The sequence below is a fragment of the Pseudoalteromonas sp. SG45-1 genome (genome assembly GCF_014164135.1).
GTDB lineage: Bacteria > Pseudomonadota > Gammaproteobacteria > Enterobacterales > Alteromonadaceae > Pseudoalteromonas > Pseudoalteromonas distincta.
Genome location: NZ_JACJEP010000032.1, coordinates 23,972 through 42,694 on the forward strand (window position 1 = coordinate 23,972; position 18,723 = coordinate 42,694).

Genomic DNA, 18,723 nt, shown 5'->3' on the forward strand with positions numbered 1-18,723 from the left:
AGTCAGCCTGCTAAGAGGTTGCTTTATAAATGACTACTATTTAGCGTTAAATGCAATATAAAAGAGTATGTTACAATCAAGTCAAAGCATATCTTCATATTGAGTATTATGGCGCAGTATATTGCTACTCCAAGTTGGCTAGGCCGTTTTTTTACCCGTATTAAACACGTAACTATTGAGCAAGAGCGCCTTGTTGTGCATTTTAGAAGTGCTCCCGCACGGACATTTTTAATTAAAGACTTTGATAATTACTCAATACTTAAAAATCGTTTATTTAGCGCCAAAATTAATTTGTGCGATAGTAGCAATACATCAATTAGCTTTTTAAACAAAGCACAAGCTAAGTCTTTAAATACCGCCCTTAATACGCAATTTTCAGCCATGCTTGAGCAAAAAGTAAATAACGCCAAGGCTTTGCTAAAGCGTTATGCTTTAGATGAGTTTTTACGTGATAGTTCCATGAAAATACTTAATAACGATGTATTTTTACTTGCTAAACAATACGCTCAAAGTACAAATACATGGCAACAACACTTATCGCCAAGCAGTATTAAATTTTTAAATATACTGAGCTCCACACCCAATACTCACGATGCAATCGCACAGCTGCGCCATAAATATGAAAAAAAACAGCTAACTCTTAAAAATGACTTTTTTAATCAAGTAGAGTCAAATCCATTAACAACAGAGCAGCGCTTAGCGGTTATACGCGATAACGATAAAAACCTAGTATTAGCGGCAGCAGGCACAGGTAAAACATCTGTGATGGTCGCAAAATCGTTAGATCTAATAGCGTGTGATATTGCCAAGCCTGAGCAAATTTTGGTGCTGGCCTATAATAAAACAGCAGCAAATGAGCTTAAAGAGCGCTTTATTAAACGCGCCACGTATGCAAAATTGCATACCAAAGCACCCACTATTTTAACGTTTCATGCGCTTGGGCTTAAATTATTACAAAGTGCTAAAAAGCCAATCGAATTGTCAAAATTTGCAACCGACCCAGTTCAATTAAATAGTTGGTTAACTGGGTGGGTAAGTAAAAAAATACAAACCGAGCCACAGTTTTTAAAAGCATTTGTAGATTTACTCCATGAGCCGATTGATATATTTAGCTTTAAAGATAATGCACAGTACGAGCGGTACGTACGCGATAACGAATACCGTAGCCTTGCGGGTCATAAAGTAAAAAGTTATCAGGAAGTGCTTATTTCAAACTGGCTACATTTGAATTGCGTGGCGCACAGTTATGAGGTGAATTATCACTTTAATCAAGGCGCAGAGCTAAGTGGGCAATACCAACCAGACTTTTATATACCTCAATACGATATTTACTTAGAGCACTTTGGCATTGATAGGCAAGGGAATACTCGTGCCGATATAGATAAAAAACACTATAACGAGCAAATTGCATTTAAGCGTAAGTTACATAAACAAAATGGCACCACTTTACTCGAAACCTTTCATTACAACTGGGTAGAAGGAAAGCTAGAGCAAACTCTCGCTAAACAATTAAAGCAGCATAATGTTGAATTAACACCTTTAAGTAACGACGAAATATTTCATACTTTAAATAACTCAGGACAGTTACAGCAAGGCATTGATAAGTACATAAAATGCTTACAAGCTATTCGAGTGGAGCAACTAAGTAATAAGCAAATAGCGCAGCGCATCAAGCAAAGTGGTATTAAAAACTATCAACAATATGCAAACTTGTTAGTGCAAATTCATGACGCTTATATAAATGAACTAAGCACGCAAAATGCCATTGATTTTGACGACATGATTATTCAAGCAACAAAGGCGATAGTAAGCGGAGATTTTAATATTCCATGGAGCCACATTTTAGTTGATGAGTTTCAAGATATATCAAGTGCGCGTATGGTTTTTTTAAATGCCATATTAAAATATGGCAAAGGAATACGCTTTACTGCGGTAGGTGATGACTGGCAAGCAATTTATCGGTTCTCGGGTGGTAATTTAGCGCTTACTACACGCTTTAATGAATTAGTGGGCAGCCACTCACTTACTATGTTGCAAAAAACATTTAGATATAACAATAGTATTAGTGATGTAGCGGGGCGCTTTGTAATGCAAAACCCTGAGCAATATAAAAAGCAGATCAGCACACATACGCAAGTAACCACACCACAAGTTATTTTGTTAGACGATTTATACCAAGGCACTAAATCGATAGAAATAAAAGTACAGCAGAGCATAAGCACTATTCAAAAAAACGATGCATCAGCGAGCATTGCCATACTTAGTCGATACCGATACATGTTAAATAGCGTGCAGCAGCATTTAAAAGATAAAAAGCATACAAACCCTCTTTATTTTTGGACATTGCATAGCGCTAAGGGGCTTGAAGCCGATTACTGTATTATTATTGGTTTTGAACAAGGTAAATTAGGGTTTCCTAGCGATAATCAAAATAACGTCCTGGTGGAGTCGTTATTACCAGTGCAAGATGAATTCACTCACTCAGAAGAAAGGCGTTTGCTTTATGTAGGTATTACGCGCGCAAAACATAAAGCGTATTTAATTGCAGACCCTTATGCATGCTCAGCGTTTGTAAAAGAACTAGTAAATGACGATTATCCTATTCAAATCGGCTCCACGTTGTTTAACAAGTCGCAACTAAAGCAAAGAGAGTGTAATACGTGCAGCGACGGATTAATTGTGCCAAAAACGGGTCAGTATGGTGATTATTATAGCTGTACTAATACGCAGATTTGCGAAACTAAACTACGAGTGTGTAAAAGCTGTAGTAGCCCATCAGTTGATAAAAGCACGTATTCACAATGTGTGAATACAGAGTGTAAAACGCAGCATCCAATTTGTGAAAAGTGTGGTCGCGAAATGCGTAAACGTAAATCTAAGCACGGTGAATTTTTAGGGTGCAGTGGTTTCGCGCTTAAAGAGGATAACTGTAAAAACACTCGAAAAATGAATGTTTAATGGCTAACGAGCAGGTTTACACCTGTCTATTTTATAGAACAATGTAAATAGAAATTATATTCATTTGATTGATTTTAACAAGTTATCAATGTCTAATAGAAGAATGAGCTTTAACTGTTGTTTATTATGCATTTTTTCAATAGGTTCTTTTTATTAAACGATCACTATTCAGCCCCTGATCAGGTTGCTAATTGGCGAGTAAGTGCACTGCGCATTATTCTATCATTAGTAATGGTGTTATGTTTTGCTGTGGTGTGCCACACGTACGCAAGCGCTATTGAGTTTAACTTAATTTATATTGTTGTATTAACAAGCAGTTTTTTTGCGACCGTATGCGGTTTGCTTATAGCAAGTAAGCGTTTTTATCACTTCAGCGCTCATGTACTTTTAATAGCCATTGTAGCTGCTAGCGTGTCAATGAACTTATTTTTAACAGACCTAGAACTTGCTAAAGTGGGCTCTATGTATATGTATTCCTGCCCAATAATCGCACTTATGCTACTTGGTTATAGAACAGCCCTTGCTTATGGCGTATTAAATATTGTACCGTTTTATATGATCATCAATAACGTTGATGTATCGGGCTTAACTGGCATTGCTCAGCAACTTCCCGATGCCAGCTTATACATTACAGGGCTAATATTCTTATTTTTTAACATTTGTATTCCCCTTGCTGTCGCACGCACAATTGTGGCTGCTAAGCGTTTAAACAAAACAATGATAAGCGCTAATACACACCTTAAAGATAAAAATGAGCTTTATCGAAGCCTGTTCACCGAATCAAATAAAGCCAAAATTATTGTTGACGAAAATCTTGTCATTACTGATTTTAATCAACACGCTATTGATATGTTTGGTATAAAAAAAGAATTAAAAGAAGAATGCGTTAACCTTTCTCATTTATTTCCTACTTTAGTTTTTGACGCCCCTAATGCTCAAAATAAAATTGTGAAGTACAAAAAAAGCTATTTTAAAGCCTGCTACCAACAAATAACAATGAGTACAAACTACCGTGTATACGACTTTTACGATTGCACGCAAGAACAGCTCATTAAACAAAATTTATCGATGATGGAACAAGAAAATAAACGTTTACGCTTTAGAGACTCGCAAACAAAACTTCCTAATAGAGAATGGTTTGAGCTGCAATGCGACAGATTAACAAGCAAATACCAAAAAGGTTTTTTTATCGTTGTTACCCAAAGTGCAAATAGTGAATACTTAAATTTAAAGCTCACTAAAGCCGACTCTCAAGCATTACTTATTAACGCGTACAAGCGTTTAAAGGCGATGGCAGATGGGCCGTTGTTGTGTGCCCATATAGGAGTAGGAAAGCTTGCTTTTATAATTGGCGCAAACTCGCAAAACGAGCTTGAAGATAAGCTATTAATGCAAATAAAAAATACATTAGATAAAACTTATAATGTGTTTGGCACTAAGTGTCAGCAATCATTTTTATTTGGTTTTGCAAAGTATCCTGATCACGGAAAAAACAGCACAACAGTACTTAGCAATGCGTGCGAAGCACTTAAAGTTGCAAACTGTAATATGCCTCTAAGTGGTTATAACGAAAAACAATCACAAGCTTTTATCGAAAAATACGAAATTTCGATGTTATTAGATGAAGCGCTTCAGCAGGGCGATTTGTCGGTACACTATCAACCTAAAGTAGATGCAACGGGTAAATGTATAGGGCTTGAAGCTTTAGCGCGTTGGAACAGTCCTATACTAGGTAATGTGTCGCCAGTGGTATTTATTCCTATTGCCGAAGAATACAGAATGGTCAGTAGGTTAACCGATCTGATTATTCAAAAAGTCTGCGCTCAAATTTCCAATTGGACTAAGGCGGGTTTACCGAGTGTGCCGGTGGCAATAAATATATCTCTAATTGATTTTAGCCAAACCGATTTTATGTCAAAACTGGTTAAATACCTTGCCGACTTCAACGTAAAGCCAACTCAAATAGAGTTAGAACTGACCGAAACCTCTCTTGAGGCAAACCAAGCGCATTCGCTAAAGCTTATGCAAACACTGCAATCGTGGGGTTTTACTATTTCGGTTGATGATTTTGGAGTGGGGTATTCTAATATTGCACGCCTTGCCGATTACCCTATTAACAAACTTAAGTTAGATCGCTCATTAATCAGCCAAGTAACAAGTTCTACGCGTCAAAAAAGTTTAGTTAAAGCGGTGCACGTTATGTGTGAAGAGCTTGATATTAAGTGTGTAGCCGAAGGAGTAGAAACCCAAGAGCAAGTAGCAATAATGGCGCAAATGGGGTGTAAAGAATTTCAGGGCTTTTACTTTGCGAAACCAATGTCAGCCGAAAATTTTGCAGAGCATGTTAGCCGCCATGGCTTAGTGTTTAACCCCAAAGAGATGACGGCTCAACTTTAAATGTATAGCAGGTATTTTATTACCTAATTACAGAGCTGTTGGGCGTTTATAGTTATTTCACACTGATGAATAACTCCTGCTCCCCAATGCTGTATATCTGATTGAGCAGTACAGCCTGCATCTTCAATTAAAGCAGTATTGGCATCACATAAAAGTAGCACTGCGTTATCATCTTGTACGTTCACGATAAGCGTGTATTTCCCAAAAGGTGCAAGTTTGCTTAAATCGTTATTAACAGCGGCTTTTAACAATTCATCAGTTGTTGAATAGGGTGTTTCACTAAATTTTAGTGTGCCATCAACGGCTGTAGCAATATCTTTTAATTGTGAGGCTAAGTCGGCCATCACTTCTGGATTGTTTTTTTTAGGAGTGTAGCAACCGCTAAGTAATACTATGAGGCTTATATAAAGTAAGTGTTTCATTTTATTTGCTCCATACCGTCATCGTGTTGTGTTCATCGTAGCCTGTATCTAGGTTCCAATTTTTAATTGCACTGTAATCAGTATCTAAAAATACGGCATTGGCAATAATGGTTATGTAGTGCTGAATGTTACTAACGGCAAAGTCAAAAATATCGTTGTAATGCATAGGCTCGTGCGGCGTTTTTAGATGTTCAATAAAAGTGGGGTCTACTTCGTTTGGGCGAGGATAAAACAAGCCTAAATCAGCAGCAACATGGCGTGCACAGGCAAATAATCGATAGCTTTCTTCAACATTATTTACTACAAGCTGAAAACCGTTATGCCATGAATTAAAGTTAGGAGCGTGTTGTGCTGCGTAGCTTGGGTGAACCGTTAATAAAGCATGTCGCCAAATTTTTGCAATATCGGTATCAAAATTATCGTCTTTGTTAGTACAAGATCCAATATTTTGTTGCACGCGGTCAGCATAACCTAACTCACCTAAGTTTAAACGTTGCCAAATAAACGCGTCTTGATTCATTTCGCAGGTACGGTGCGCCGTTTGGTTTTGCGCGTAAGGGCCTACTTTTAATTCAACAACCGGATGCACTGTTATATCTGCAGCAACATGGGCCATATAACCGCATAACCAGGCAAAACATTTCTCAAATGCTTCACCTTCAAGTGTTTTACAGTGTTCAATCATGGCTTTAAGTAAATCGCCTGTGTGCTCATAGTGCATTAGGTCGGCCCACGCATTTTGGCCAGGCTGCGCTACAGCTAAGTAAGGATAATCGGGGGCTACACAGCCTAGTTCAAGGTATGCTTGGCGTTGGCTTAAAATAAGCTTTGCTTTTTTAGGCATATCCATTTTAGCGAGTGACTTGGTTTGCGTTGCAATATTAACAGCAGTGATGTGCGCAAAAGCACCTGGCATTGTCATATCCTTATGATTTATTAATAAGGGTACAGATTAACATTGAGAGGGGGTTAAATAAAGCCAACTAAATGCAAGTATATCGGAGTAAACACCTATTAAATTAGCTGCTCAACTAATTGGCCATTCTCGTATAATTTAGCATGTTGACGCTTATGTTCTTCAAATAGGTAAGCTCTTAATTGCTCTTGACCGCTATGAATTTGCGTTATTTTAGCGGCTATACCTTGCGTGCTTTGCCTTACGGGTTCTATTTCCATCGAAATACTTTGTTTGTTAGGTAAAATAAATTCCATGTGCTGCGACTTATTTAAATGGTTACCTTTTCTGAGGGGTTTTAAAAACATCCCCGTGTTTGATATTGATTCAATTTTAAACCCTTGGCTTTTAATATTTAGCTCACTCCAGCGCCAACTGCGCAGTGTGCCTTGTGTGTCTATTACTTCGGGGGCGGTTAAAATCGGTTTGATTATACCGGCGCTATCAATTTTCAAGTCTAACGGAAACCATAACTGATAGTGTGCAACCTCTGCGAGCAGGGTTAAATTAGCGCTACTAAGTAAGTGAGCAATATTGGCTGGTACTGAACTTTGTAACGTTAAAACGTGACTGTTGTGAGCATGTGACTTTGTATTGGGCTTAAATAACTCAGCAAAAAAATTTATCTCTTCATTAGAAAAGTCCATATTTCACCCCAGTTACATAAAATAATTCACCACCGTAATTTAAACAATGAAATTGGTCAATAAATGCTCCGTTTAAATTTGTTTAGATAATATTTACAAAGACAGAAGGGCAAACTAAACAATGTATTTAAATGCAGTGCTTAACCCGAACGTTTTTCAGAGACTTGAATTATTTAACATTTATAAAAATATATTTAGGCGCTAGTGGCTAGCTGTTAAACTACAGCACATTAGTTTTATTATTTATATTAGAGTTTACATTATGATATGTGCATTTTTACGTGATCAACAGCCAAAGTTACTGGGTATGGTAGTGGCATTGTTCGGTGCCGGTTTTTCAATAAATGCAGTGGCTCAAGAGCAAAGCCAAACTTTAATTTTAGTGGGGTCAGAGCTTACTACCTGTACTAGCGCCAAGCTTAATAACTGCCAAAAAGAGCCTGTTATTGATGGTAAGTCACATAATTTATATACACTTAGCAGCTCTCAAATAAAAAACATCGCGCAGCATTGGCCTAATAATAATGTTGAGGCAAAAACGGCTGTATTAAAAACACTTAAAGCCATACAAAGTAAATCGTCAAATAGCGTATCAAAAACAGATTTACTCTGGCAGTGGCGCGATATAAATAATCAGCAATTAGAAAGTCTAACTCAGCAAGAGTACAACTTTGTATTTGATATGCTAGAAGTACCGCTACTTAATAAAAACGGTGAGCGTGTAAAAGAGCAAGTAAATACCGATTTTAATAATGAGGTTGCGACTAATAATATTTTACAATTTGTGTCGGGCAGTTTAAAAGTTAATAACGCAAAACCAACCATGCTTGCTATTACGGCTTCGAGCCGCGACCCTTATGAGTCGGCAGATGTAGCGCTAAGCCTTTTGGCACAATCAAATATAAACACTCAATGGTTAGCACTAACGCCAGCGCTTGCTAAAGCGATTACGAGTAACTCGTGCGATGAATTACCTGCGCTTAGAAATACATTAATGAATGTGTATAACCGTGAAGTGATTTATCCCGATCGCACAAAGGCCGAATACGCTTTATGTAAAAATGGCACTAATGCACTTGTATCACTTATTAAAAATAGTACCGGTGTGATGTTTAATAGCGGTAATACAGCATTAACTCACAAGGTATTATTTGATCAAAACAATAACCCATACCCGTGGACGCAAGCATTGCAAACTCGCCCAGTAATTGTAGGTGAAGGAGCCGGTGCTGCAATCCAAAGTAAAGTGACGGGCATGCTTACAAATACGACAAGCCTTGAGGCACTTCGTAAAAGTGAAAATAACACTAATGCTGGTGGGCTGGGCAGTTTTAACTTTGGTGTACTAGATACTCAATTTAGCGAACAAAACCGTACATTTAGGCTTGCAGCAGCGCTAAATAAAAACGAAGTGAAAAATACTAAAACAGAGATTCGACATGGTTTTGGTATTGATGAAAATACAGCCTTAGTTGTTATTAAATCGCCAGAAGGTAGCTTAATAACCGTAATAGGCAAAAGTGGTGTAGTGCATTTGGCTAACCAAGGTAAAGCCCAACCTGGGAGTAAGAGCTATAGCTATTCGTACTGGCCTACAAGCAGTGTAATTGAAATTACCAATAATACGTTTACATTAAGCGCACGCACAATAGATGAAGCGTTACCCGCTATAAAAATACCTCCACTGCCAGTGCAGCGTTTTGGCTCAATTTTAACAAATTCAAAACTGCGTTCACTTACTCAAGCGATGTGCCTAAGCCAAGAGCAAAGTGCGGTAGCCCAACAAGACGAGTTTATAATTAGCCTTACAGCAACGAGTGACACGCAGTATCATCGCGTAAATGCAAAAGAGTTTGGTTGTGCGCTAAGCAATTTAGAGTTAGCTATAAAATCGATTTAGTGACTAACCTGAGCCAAGGGTTTAAGTTTTTGGCTCTTCTCTATAAAATAGCCACCATAATGATTTAAAAGCCTTACTAAAAGAGTGTCAAAATGAATAAAGAAAATGATGTAATTTCTAGTCTAGCCGAATTAGAAAGCTTTTTATTAAATGTAGAAAACGGCGGTCTTGGCCTTAAGGGTGTTTCGGGCGTTGGTATGGCAACAAACAATAGTGATGGTAGTCGTTTTGTAGCCGTGTTTGACGATAATCAAAAATTACTTTTAGCGCGCGGTATTACAGAAGATGTATTCCAAACAGGGCAAGATATGGTACGTAATGGTGTAGGGCGCAAGCACTAGTACTTTAATAAAAAAGCGCTTAGAGCGCTTTTTTATTTTAATTTCAATAAATTGAAATCAAATGCCTTCATATAGATTCCACAAAGGCCACTTCAAGTTAATAACAATTAAATATAACCCCCTCAAAAACCACAAAACTAGCCAGCTAAACTCAGTTTTATTAAGTGCGCTTAGATAAATAAGATAGTGCTACGGATAAATTGTAGAATCAAAACAGATGGATTTTGGCTATATTTTGAAGAGAAGTTTAACTTATTGATATAGGTGTAGTTAATTGGTCGGTATGGAGAGATTCGAACTCTCGACCCCTGCCACCCCATGACAGTGCGCTACCAAGCTGCGCTACATACCGACGTTGTTTGCAATAGTACGTGTATTTTTTTAAAAATCAATAAGCGATTGTTTGTTTGGGTGTTTATTACGCAAGAGGCCTAAAAAGGCGCCCTTGCGGTGTATTAATTAGCTAGTCTTTATTTAGCCACTTTTTGATCGAGTCATACATCTCATCTCGTATTAATGGCTGAGCTTTTTTGTTAGGGTGTAAACTATCGTTTTGCATTAGATCAGATTGGCTGGCAATATCTAGCATAAAAAAGTTCATTAAATGCGCATTTGTCTCTTCGCTAACGCGCGAAAAAGTGTCAGTAAACATTTTACTGTAACGCGGGCCGTAATTAGGGGGAATGTAAATCTCCATTAAGGCGGTCATCGCATTAGCTGCTTGGCTTTTTTGAATAAGAGACGTTAAGTTAGTTTGCATTTTTTTAACTGGGAAACCACGTAAACCGTCATTAGCACCTAGCTCAATAAGTACATGAGTGGGTTCGTATTGCTCAAGCAATGCATCTAAACGGCGTAGGGCTCCACCAGATGTTTCGCCACTAATACTGGCGTTGATAAGTTCAATGTCGGCTTGTTCGTCATCGTATTTATCTTGTAACAATTTTACCCAGCCTTCTTCTTGTTGAAGTCCGTAGGCTGCGCTTAAACTGTCACCGAGTATTAAAATCGTGTTGTCGGCTGCTGCGCTCAGCGGTTTGATAACTAAAAATAAAATGAATACTAAACGAAGGATTGAATGAGTCATATGTCAGCGCTTTCTCAATTAAATATAATTCAGGTTAATGGTTTGTCTAAAGTAGTCTCTACCTTTGAAGGTGAGCTGCCCATCCTCAGCGACATCAGCTTTAATGTCAAGCATGGCGAGTCTGTTGCTATTGTTGGCACGTCGGGCTCTGGTAAATCAACGTTACTCAGTTTATTAGCGGGGCTGGATACCGCAAGCAGCGGCGAAATATTTTTAGATGGTGAACCATTACACAATTTAGATGAAGAAGAGCGTGCTGCACTGCGCGCGGCTAAAATTGGATTTGTGTTTCAATCGTTTATGTTAGTACAAAGCTTAACGGCACTAGAAAACGTTATGCTACCAGCAGAGCTCGCTGGTGAAAGTGATGCAAAAGAGCAAGCAATTGCTTTGCTTGAAAAAGTAGGCTTGAGCCATCGAATTGATCATTACCCGTCGCAACTCTCTGGCGGTGAACAGCAGCGTGTTGCTATTGCGCGAGCATTTATTGGTACACCTAAAATACTATTTGCTGATGAGCCTTCGGCTAATTTAGACAGCAAAAACGGTAAAATGATTGAATCCTTATTATTTGATTTAAATACTCAGCACGGTACTACGCTTATTTTGGTAACTCACGATGAAGGGCTTGCACAAAAATGTGAGCACATTATTCAAATAGAAGCGGGTTTACTGGTAAAAAGCCAAGTAGAGGACGTTGCTAATGTGGGTTAAGTTAGCGCTTAAGTTATTTTCGCGAGAATTTCGCCGTGGTGAGCTCACGGTTATAAGCGCAGCTATCGCTCTTGCTGTGTTAACCGTGCTTACATTGTCTATGGTTACTGAGCGAATAGGGCAAAGTATTGCGCAAAAAAGCAGTGCTTTTATTGCAGCAGACCGTGTACTTGCAAGCGACCATGTTCTGGACACCGCTTTTATTACTCAAGCACAGAGCCAAAATTTAAAAACGGCGCAAATGGTGTACTTCGACACTATGTTGTTTGCCGATGATGAAATGCAGTTTAGCTCAGTAAAAGCGGCATCTAATGCGTACCCGCTAAAAGGGCAGTTAAAAGTTAAAGATACCCTAACCGGTGAAACTAAAGTTGCTAATAGCGGACCAACGCCGGGTAATGTGTGGCTAAGTGAATCGGTATTTTACAGTTTAAATATTGATATAGGCGCACAAGTAGAGCTTGGCGCGGCACTATTTAATGTTTCAAAAGTTATTGTAGAAGAGCCAGACGCGCCATTTAATGTATTTTCGAGTAGCCGCCGTGTGCTTATTAATATTGACGATGTGGCAAAAACTGAAGTTGTGCAGCCGGGTAGTCGTGTTTATTACCGCCAACTTTATGCAGGTAGTGAGGCCGACATAAATAGCTTTTACGAGTGGCTTAAACCACAAATGAAAGAAAACCAACAATGGTATGGCGTTAAAGACCGCCAATCACCCATTTCAAACAGCTTAAACCGCGCAGAGAGCTTTTTATTACTAGCCGGCTTATTAGGTATTATTTTAGCCGCAGTGGCTATAGCTGTTTCAGCAAAACGTTATTGTGAACGCCAATACGACCCAGTAGCGATGATGAAAACGCTAGGCGGTAGCCGTTCAATGATCCGCAAAATATACATGCTCCATTTATTGCTTGTATGTGCAATGGCGGTAAGTATTGGGCTGTTAATTGGTTATGGCTTGCAAGAAATAGCAACAAGTTACTTATCAAAAAGTATGGGCACAGAGTTACCCTTGGGTGGCTTTAAACCTTGGCTGGTGGCTATAAGCACTGGCGTAATTTGTGCCGTTATGTTTTCTATTAAACCGTTATTTGATTTATTTGATATTCCGCCGCTTAGAGTACTGCGCCGTAACTTAGGTGACAAGTTGGCAGTAAGTCGTGTGCATTTAGGTATGAGTGCGCTAACTGTGTTTTTATTAATGTGGTTATTTAGTAACAACATAAAAATAACGCTTATTTTGTTTATATCAACACTTGCGCTAATTGGTGTGCTGTTTTTAGTATCTAAATTAATATTTGGTGGTGGTCGAAAGCTAGGATTAAAGCCAGGTAATAGTTGGTCGCTTGCAATTGCATCTATCCAAAAGCGTGCAAATGTGAACGCGGTACAGTTAATTAGTTTTTCGTTAGCAATTAAATTACTGCTGTTTTTAGTGGTACTTAAAAACGACATGATATCTGATTGGCAGTCGCAACTTCCAAGCGACGCGCCTAATGCGTTTTTGGTTAATATTACGCAAAATGAGCTTGAGCCAATTAATGAATATTTAGCTCAAAAAGATATTCAGGTATCAGAGTTTTATCCCACTATTCGTGGGCGCGTAAATGCGGTAAACGGCGAGTTGGTAGCACGTTCTGTATCGCTGCAAGACAACGAGAAAAAAGACGAAGAAGCACGTGCAGGTATTGGTCGTGAGCTAAACCTTACATGGCTTAAAGATGTGCCTGACCAAAATGAAGTAACACAAGGCACGTGGTTTGGTGAAAATGCGATGGCTGAGGCTTCAGTAGAGGAGTCGATGCTTGAGCGATTAGATGTTGAGATAGGCGATACGCTTACATTTTTAATTGGTTCGCAGTCGTTCGACGCTAAAATCACCAGTGTGCGCAAAGTAAATTGGGCCACGCTTAAACCTAACTTTTTTATTATTTTAAGCCCTGATGTACTTGCAGATTTTCCGGCGACGTATATTTCGTCGGTACGTATAAATCCAGATCAAAAACGTGACTTTAGCCAGTTATTACGTACTTACCCTACTATTACAGCCATTGATATTGATAACTTTGTTAAGCAAATACAAACTACTATTTCGCAAGTATCGCTCGCCATTGGCTTTGTACTTGCAATTGTTGTGCTGTGTGGCGCGCTTGTACTTATATCGCAAGTGCAAGCTAGTTTAGGTGAGCGTATGCAAGAAATTGTAATACTGCGAACGCTTGGGGCTAAAAGCCGATTAATTAAAAACGCGACCCTGTATGAGTTTTTATTACTAGGCGGTTTAGCTGGTTTAGTGGCTGCATTTTTTAGTGATATAGCGCTTTTGATTGTGCAGCAACAAATGTTTGATTTAGCAGGTAAGTTACACCCACATATATGGATTATAGGTCCGGTAGCTGGCGGCGTATTTGTGGCTGGTTTAGGCTATTTAATGATTGCCCGAACACTTAAACAAAATACCCAAGGATTAGTGCGTGCCCTAGGGTAAGCTTAAACTAACATGCTCCTGTAAATGCCCACCTAGTACGTGGGCATTTTTGTTTTTCTTTGTACTGGTAATTTATACAGTGCTCTGGCATTATTAGCGTAATTTAAAAATAATAACAATGGAGCGCTGTTTGGCCATCATTTTAGGGATCGATCCTGGTTCACGTTTGACCGGATATGGTGTTGTTGCCCATCAAGGTTCTAAATTTACATACTTAGGCAGTGGCTGTATTAAGTTAGCCGATCATCCTTTTCCGGTTAGGCTTAAAATGATCTACCAAGGCATTACACAGCTTATTGAGCAGTTTTCGCCAGAAACCTTTGCCATTGAAAAAGTATTTATGGCGCACAACCCCGATTCAGCTTTAAAACTAGGCCAAGCTAGAGGCGCTGCGATTGTTGGCGCTGCAATGGCCGACTTACCCGTATTTGAATACTCAGCTAGGCAAATTAAGCAAGCAGTAGTAGGCAACGGTGGCGCAGATAAAACACAAGTGCAACACATGGTAAAAAATATTTTAAAACTACCCGGTACGCCACAGGCCGATGCAGCTGATGCACTCGCTATTGCGATTTGCCACGCCCACTCAGAACAAAATTTAATTAAACTAGCGGGCAGCGCAAGCAAAACCGTTAGAGGACGTTTAAGGAAATAATTATGATAGGCCGCTTAAATGGTATTTTAGTCGAAAAACAGCCACCAGAAATATTACTCGAAGTAAGTGGTGTAGGTTACGAAGTACAAATGCCGATGACCTGTTTTTACGATTTACCAAAAATTGGTGAAAATGCGATTGTTTACACTCACTTTGTAGTGCGTGAAGATGCTCAACTATTATTTGGTTTTAATAATAAAGTTGAACGTGCCTTGTTTAGAGAGCTATTAAAAGCAAATGGCGTAGGGCCAAAACTTGGCTTAGCTATTTTATCGGGCATGTCGGCAAAACAATTTGTAAGTTGTGTAAATAACGAAGACTCAACATCGCTTGTTAAATTACCCGGTGTAGGTAAAAAAACAGCCGAGCGTTTAGTACTCGAAATGAAAGACAGACTAAAAGATTGGGGCAATGATTTATTTACGCCATTTAGTGACAGCGCAGTAATAGAGCCAATGAGCGATGCGACAATTGCTAATAATGCAGCGGATGATGCCGTATCGGCACTGCTTGCATTAGGTTATAAATTGCCACAAGCTCAAAAAGCAGTAAAATCGATAAGTAAACCCGATATGTCTACTGAGGTTCTTATTAGAGAATCTTTAAAATCTATGTTGTGAGTAACCCATGATTGAAGCGGATCGCTTAATTGATGCGACTGAAAAAATAAATGAAGACTCTATAGATCGTGCAATAAGACCAAAACTTTTAGCCGACTACAGAGGCCAGCCTCATGTTAAGCAGCAAATGGAAATTTTTATTGAAGCTGCCCGAACCCGTGGTGAAGCGCTCGATCATTTATTAATATTTGGCCCACCTGGGCTTGGTAAAACCACGCTTGCAAATATTGTAGCCAATGAGTTACACGTAAGTATTAAAACAACATCAGGCCCTGTACTTGAAAAAGCAGGCGATTTAGCTGCTCTACTTACTAATTTAGAAGAGGGCGATGTACTGTTTATCGATGAAATACACAGGCTAAGCCCGCAAGTTGAAGAAATACTGTATCCCGCAATGGAAGACTACCAGCTTGATATAATGATTGGTGAAGGCCCAGCTGCGCGTTCTATTAAATTAGACTTACCTGCATTTACACTCATTGGTGCAACCACACGAGCAGGCTCGCTTACATCGCCACTGCGTGACCGTTTTGGAATTGTGCAGCGATTAGAGTTTTATTCTGTAGAAGATTTATCGCACATAGTAGGGCGCTCTGCACATTATCTTGGTTTAGAAATGTGTGACGATGGCGCTACCGAAATTGCCCAGCGCTCGCGCGGCACACCACGTATTGCAAACCGCTTATTGCGCCGTGTACGCGATTACACTCAAGTAAAATCTGACGGCACAGTAAACGCCGATGTAGCTAAGCAAGCCCTTGATATGATTGACGTAGATAAAAGTGGTTTTGATTATATGGACCGCAAATATTTACTCGCCATAATCGAAAAATTTATGGGCGGCCCAGTAGGGCTCGACAATGTAGCGGCTGCTATTGGTGAAGAGCGCGAAACAATAGAAGATGTAATAGAGCCATTTTTAATCCAGCAAGGATTTATTCAGCGTACTCCACGCGGGCGCATAGTGTCTGACAGTGCATACCATCACTTTGGTTTACTTCCTAAAAAAGACTAGCCTATATACTTTACTTGCTGTGGTTTATAGCGCAGCAGGTAATTGTTTCAGTATCCCTTTGTTTCAAATTATTATACTCAAAACCTCAACACACTGTTGCAAATGTTATTTCAAAATACTAATACGCTTTATAGTTAACTGTTAATTCACAGGGCGTTAAGACTCGCGAGGCTATCCTGCGTACCATTCAAACTAGTAAGCGAATTACTTATTGTAAATTAGGTAGGGCAATTATTAGTTTATAAATAAAATATGTAGCGCACTAAATTGCAGGCAAAAAAAAGCCCGCAAAAAATGCGGGCAAACAACAAGTTGAAGGAAGTAATCCAGGGGAACTACGTTTTACTAAATTTGGTTTTATCCAGAAAGAGTAAAACAATGTAATACGATAAAATATCCTATTACTAAGAACTTGGCTTAATGAAACTATCTCATTCAGTGCGCTAGCTCGGTATGGGGGAATAATACGTAAGTTTACTTTTTTGTTCAAACTAGAAAATTTGTATTTTCAGATTAGAAAAACTAATTTAGTGAATTTTATTGTTGTTTGAATCTTGTGCGTTAATTAATCGTTAAATTTATAAGCTCATGAAATTTATAACTTAAGTAATTTATTTCGTTATAGCTCGGTATTAGTTTTACTATTACGTGGAGGTGAGGCTTATAGGTTTTGAGTGTTTATGCTCTTATTTTGAATAAACGGCGCATTTTATGACGTTTCATGTATATATTTACGCATATTTATAGTTAGCGAGTTTGTTTTAAAGTTTAAATAAAATACTGAGGCAAAGGGAAATGCTAACTAAAGCTGTTTTTTTAACGTTTTTTGTTGCCTATTCATAGCAATACCGTTGTCAGCTTGAAATGGACTAGATACACTAGATGCAACTTTTGGCCGTGTAAGCGGTCATATTTACACAAATTAACCAATTTGCCGTATTTTGAAATTATTTAGGAGTTTAACGTGGGATCAGGGCTTAATTTTTTAGATCTAATTTTAGAAGCAAGTTTGCTTGTTCAATTAGTAATGTTAGGGCTAGTTGCCATGTCTGTAATGTCGTGGACAATTATATTTCAACGTAAAAAAGCAATATCGGATGCGCTAATAAATGCTAAGAAATTTGAGCAAAAGTTTTGGTCGGGTATTGATTTAAGCAAATTATATAACGAGATATCGTCACGCAGCGGTCAGTCTCAAGGCATTGAAGCTTTGTTTACTTCAGGCTTTAAAGAGTTTGCTCGTCATAAAAAGAATACATTTCAAAGTGCGAGTATTGTTATGGAAGGAACGCACCGCTCTATGCGTGTTGCGCTTTCTCGTGAAATTGAAAAAATGGAATCTAGTCTATCGTTTTTAGCAACAGTAGGTTCTATAAGTCCGTACATCGGTTTGTTTGGTACAGTGTGGGGTATAATGAATGCCTTTATAGCACTAGGTGAAGTTAAGCAAGCTACATTACAAATGGTAGCACCAGGTATTGCAGAGGCACTTATTGCGACTGCTATGGGTTTATTTGCGGCGATCCCTGCTGTTATTGCTTATAACCGTTTTTCAAACAGTGTTGAAAAGCTTGAGTCTCACTATATTAACTTTATGGAAGAGTTTGCTAATATTTTACACCGTCAAGCAGCTACACAAATAGAGGCACAAGCGAATGTATCAGCGTAAAAAGCGCCGTCCGGTCGCAGAGATTAATGTAGTACCTTACATTGATGTAATGTTGGTACTACTTATAATATTTATGGCTACAGCACCGCTTATTACGCATGGTGTAAAAGTTGATTTACCTAAAATGGAAGAGTCTGATTTAGTTGATACTAAAGATACTCCGCCTATTATTGCTTCAATAGATGCACAAGGTAAATATTACGTGAGTGTAGGTACTGATCCTGAAGAGCCTATGGAAGCACTGGATGTAGCGGCGGTTATAAAATTACAGCTAATGAAAAACCCTGACGTGCCGGTAATGATTAAAGGCTCGGGTAAGGTGTCGTATCAAGAAGTATTATTACTAATGGATTTTTTGAAAAATGCAGGCGTACCATCAGTAGGATTAATGACTGAATCCTTTGAGGGGAAGTAGCTGTATGAATAGTTCAGTAGTAAAATCAATAGTACTTCATTTAGGGATTGGTGGGTTTTTGTATGCTTCTGCAAATATTCATCCGCCAACACCTAAAGTAATGGAAGTAACGCTTAATTCGGCTATACCTACGCCAGATAAAGCGGTATCAGCCGTTACAGTTGATCAAAAACAAGTTGAGCAAAAAATTGCTGAACTTCAAAAGAAAGAAAAAGATAAAAAAAGTGCTGAAGATAAACGTATCCGTGATTTAGAACGCAGAGCGGCCAATGCACGTAAGCAACGCGAATCAGAAGCACGTAATATTAAAAAGCTAGAGCAAGAGCGTAAAGCTAAAGAGAAAGAAAAAGCGCAAGCCGAGGCAGAAGCTAAAAAAGCACGTGCCATTGAGCAAAAAGAGCGTGCTAAAGCTAAGCAAGCCGAAAAGCAAAAGCAAG

General features: G+C 38.8%; 16 protein-coding genes and 1 tRNA gene. 12 read left to right on the forward strand and 5 right to left on the reverse strand.

Going from position 1 to position 18,723, the window contains the following annotated elements:
- Nucleotides 1-108: 108 nt before the first annotated feature.
- Nucleotides 109-2,958: a UvrD-helicase domain-containing protein gene (locus H5117_RS18495; RefSeq protein WP_182738842.1), complete on the forward strand. Its 2,850-nt coding sequence runs from the start codon at nt 109-111 to the stop codon at nt 2,956-2,958.
- A 126-nt stretch (nt 2,959-3,084) separates the two neighbouring features.
- Nucleotides 3,085-5,355, forward strand: a complete 2,271-nt coding sequence (locus H5117_RS18500; RefSeq protein ID WP_182738843.1) for an EAL domain-containing protein — start codon at nt 3,085-3,087, stop codon at nt 5,353-5,355.
- A gap of 23 nt (nt 5,356-5,378) precedes the next feature.
- On the opposite strand, the gene H5117_RS18505 is transcribed toward H5117_RS18500, so the two are convergent.
- The 3 genes from H5117_RS18505 to H5117_RS18515 all read right to left on the reverse strand — a co-directional run bounded on the left by H5117_RS18505 (nt 5,379) and on the right by H5117_RS18515 (nt 7,379).
- Nucleotides 5,379-5,777, reverse strand: coding sequence for a hypothetical protein (locus H5117_RS18505; RefSeq protein WP_165724314.1), 399 nt, complete (start codon nt 5,775-5,777; stop codon nt 5,379-5,381).
- A gap of 1 nt (nt 5,778) precedes the next feature.
- Entirely contained in the window at nt 5,779-6,693 is a 915-nt protein-coding gene (locus H5117_RS18510) for a zinc dependent phospholipase C family protein (protein ID WP_182738844.1), read from the reverse strand.
- A gap of 98 nt (nt 6,694-6,791) precedes the next feature.
- The gene (locus H5117_RS18515; RefSeq protein ID WP_024596834.1) at nt 6,792-7,379 is read right to left on the reverse strand and encodes a hypothetical protein; all 588 of its coding nucleotides are present in this window, start codon (nt 7,377-7,379) and stop codon (nt 6,792-6,794) included.
- Nucleotides 7,380-7,641: 262 nt separating this feature from the next.
- Here H5117_RS18515 and H5117_RS18520 point away from each other — a divergent pair, with 262 nt between their 5' ends.
- A complete protein-coding gene (locus H5117_RS18520; RefSeq protein WP_182738845.1) occupies nt 7,642-9,279 on the forward strand; it encodes a cyanophycinase in 1,638 nt (545 codons plus the stop codon).
- A 92-nt stretch (nt 9,280-9,371) separates the two neighbouring features.
- Nucleotides 9,372-9,620: a hypothetical protein gene (locus H5117_RS18525; protein WP_024596835.1), complete on the forward strand. Its 249-nt coding sequence runs from the start codon at nt 9,372-9,374 to the stop codon at nt 9,618-9,620.
- Nucleotides 9,621-9,895: 275 nt separating this feature from the next.
- Here the strand turns inward: H5117_RS18525 and H5117_RS18530 are convergent.
- Together H5117_RS18530 and H5117_RS18535 are read right to left on the reverse strand one after the other, a co-directional pair.
- A tRNA-Pro gene (locus tag H5117_RS18530) sits at nt 9,896-9,972 on the reverse strand.
- A gap of 111 nt (nt 9,973-10,083) precedes the next feature.
- A complete protein-coding gene (locus H5117_RS18535; RefSeq protein ID WP_002960656.1) occupies nt 10,084-10,707 on the reverse strand; it encodes an arylesterase in 624 nt (207 codons plus the stop codon).
- On the opposite strand from H5117_RS18535, the gene H5117_RS18540 reads away from it, so the two are divergent.
- The 8 genes from H5117_RS18540 to tolA form a co-directional block, all read left to right on the forward strand.
- Nucleotides 10,708-11,421: an ABC transporter ATP-binding protein gene (locus H5117_RS18540; RefSeq protein WP_008137049.1), complete on the forward strand. Its 714-nt coding sequence runs from the start codon at nt 10,708-10,710 to the stop codon at nt 11,419-11,421.
- Nucleotides 11,411-13,912, forward strand: a complete 2,502-nt coding sequence (locus tag H5117_RS18545) for an ABC transporter permease (RefSeq protein WP_002960651.1) — start codon at nt 11,411-11,413, stop codon at nt 13,910-13,912. The genes H5117_RS18540 and H5117_RS18545 overlap by 11 nt, the downstream gene beginning before the upstream one ends.
- A 130-nt stretch (nt 13,913-14,042) precedes the next feature.
- Complete coding sequence (gene ruvC / locus H5117_RS18550) at nt 14,043-14,567, forward strand: crossover junction endodeoxyribonuclease RuvC (protein ID WP_002960649.1); 525 nt, start codon at nt 14,043-14,045, stop codon at nt 14,565-14,567.
- A 2-nt stretch (nt 14,568-14,569) separates the two neighbouring features.
- A complete protein-coding gene (gene ruvA / locus H5117_RS18555; RefSeq protein ID WP_002960647.1) occupies nt 14,570-15,187 on the forward strand; it encodes a Holliday junction branch migration protein RuvA in 618 nt (205 codons plus the stop codon).
- A gap of 7 nt (nt 15,188-15,194) precedes the next feature.
- Nucleotides 15,195-16,202 carry a Holliday junction branch migration DNA helicase RuvB gene (gene ruvB / locus H5117_RS18560; protein WP_182738846.1) on the forward strand — a complete coding sequence of 336 codons (1,008 nt, stop codon included), beginning with the start codon at nt 15,195-15,197 and terminating at the stop codon, nt 16,200-16,202.
- A gap of 964 nt (nt 16,203-17,166) precedes the next feature.
- A complete protein-coding gene (tolQ, locus tag H5117_RS18565) occupies nt 17,167-17,871 on the forward strand; it encodes a protein TolQ (protein ID WP_002960643.1) in 705 nt (234 codons plus the stop codon).
- Nucleotides 17,858-18,286, forward strand: coding sequence for a protein TolR (tolR, locus tag H5117_RS18570; RefSeq protein ID WP_002960641.1), 429 nt, complete (start codon nt 17,858-17,860; stop codon nt 18,284-18,286). The genes tolQ and tolR overlap by 14 nt, the downstream gene beginning before the upstream one ends.
- 4 nt (nt 18,287-18,290) lie before the next feature.
- The coding region (gene tolA / locus H5117_RS18575) for a cell envelope integrity protein TolA (RefSeq protein ID WP_182738847.1) at nt 18,291-18,723 on the forward strand (433 nt) is incomplete at its 3' end.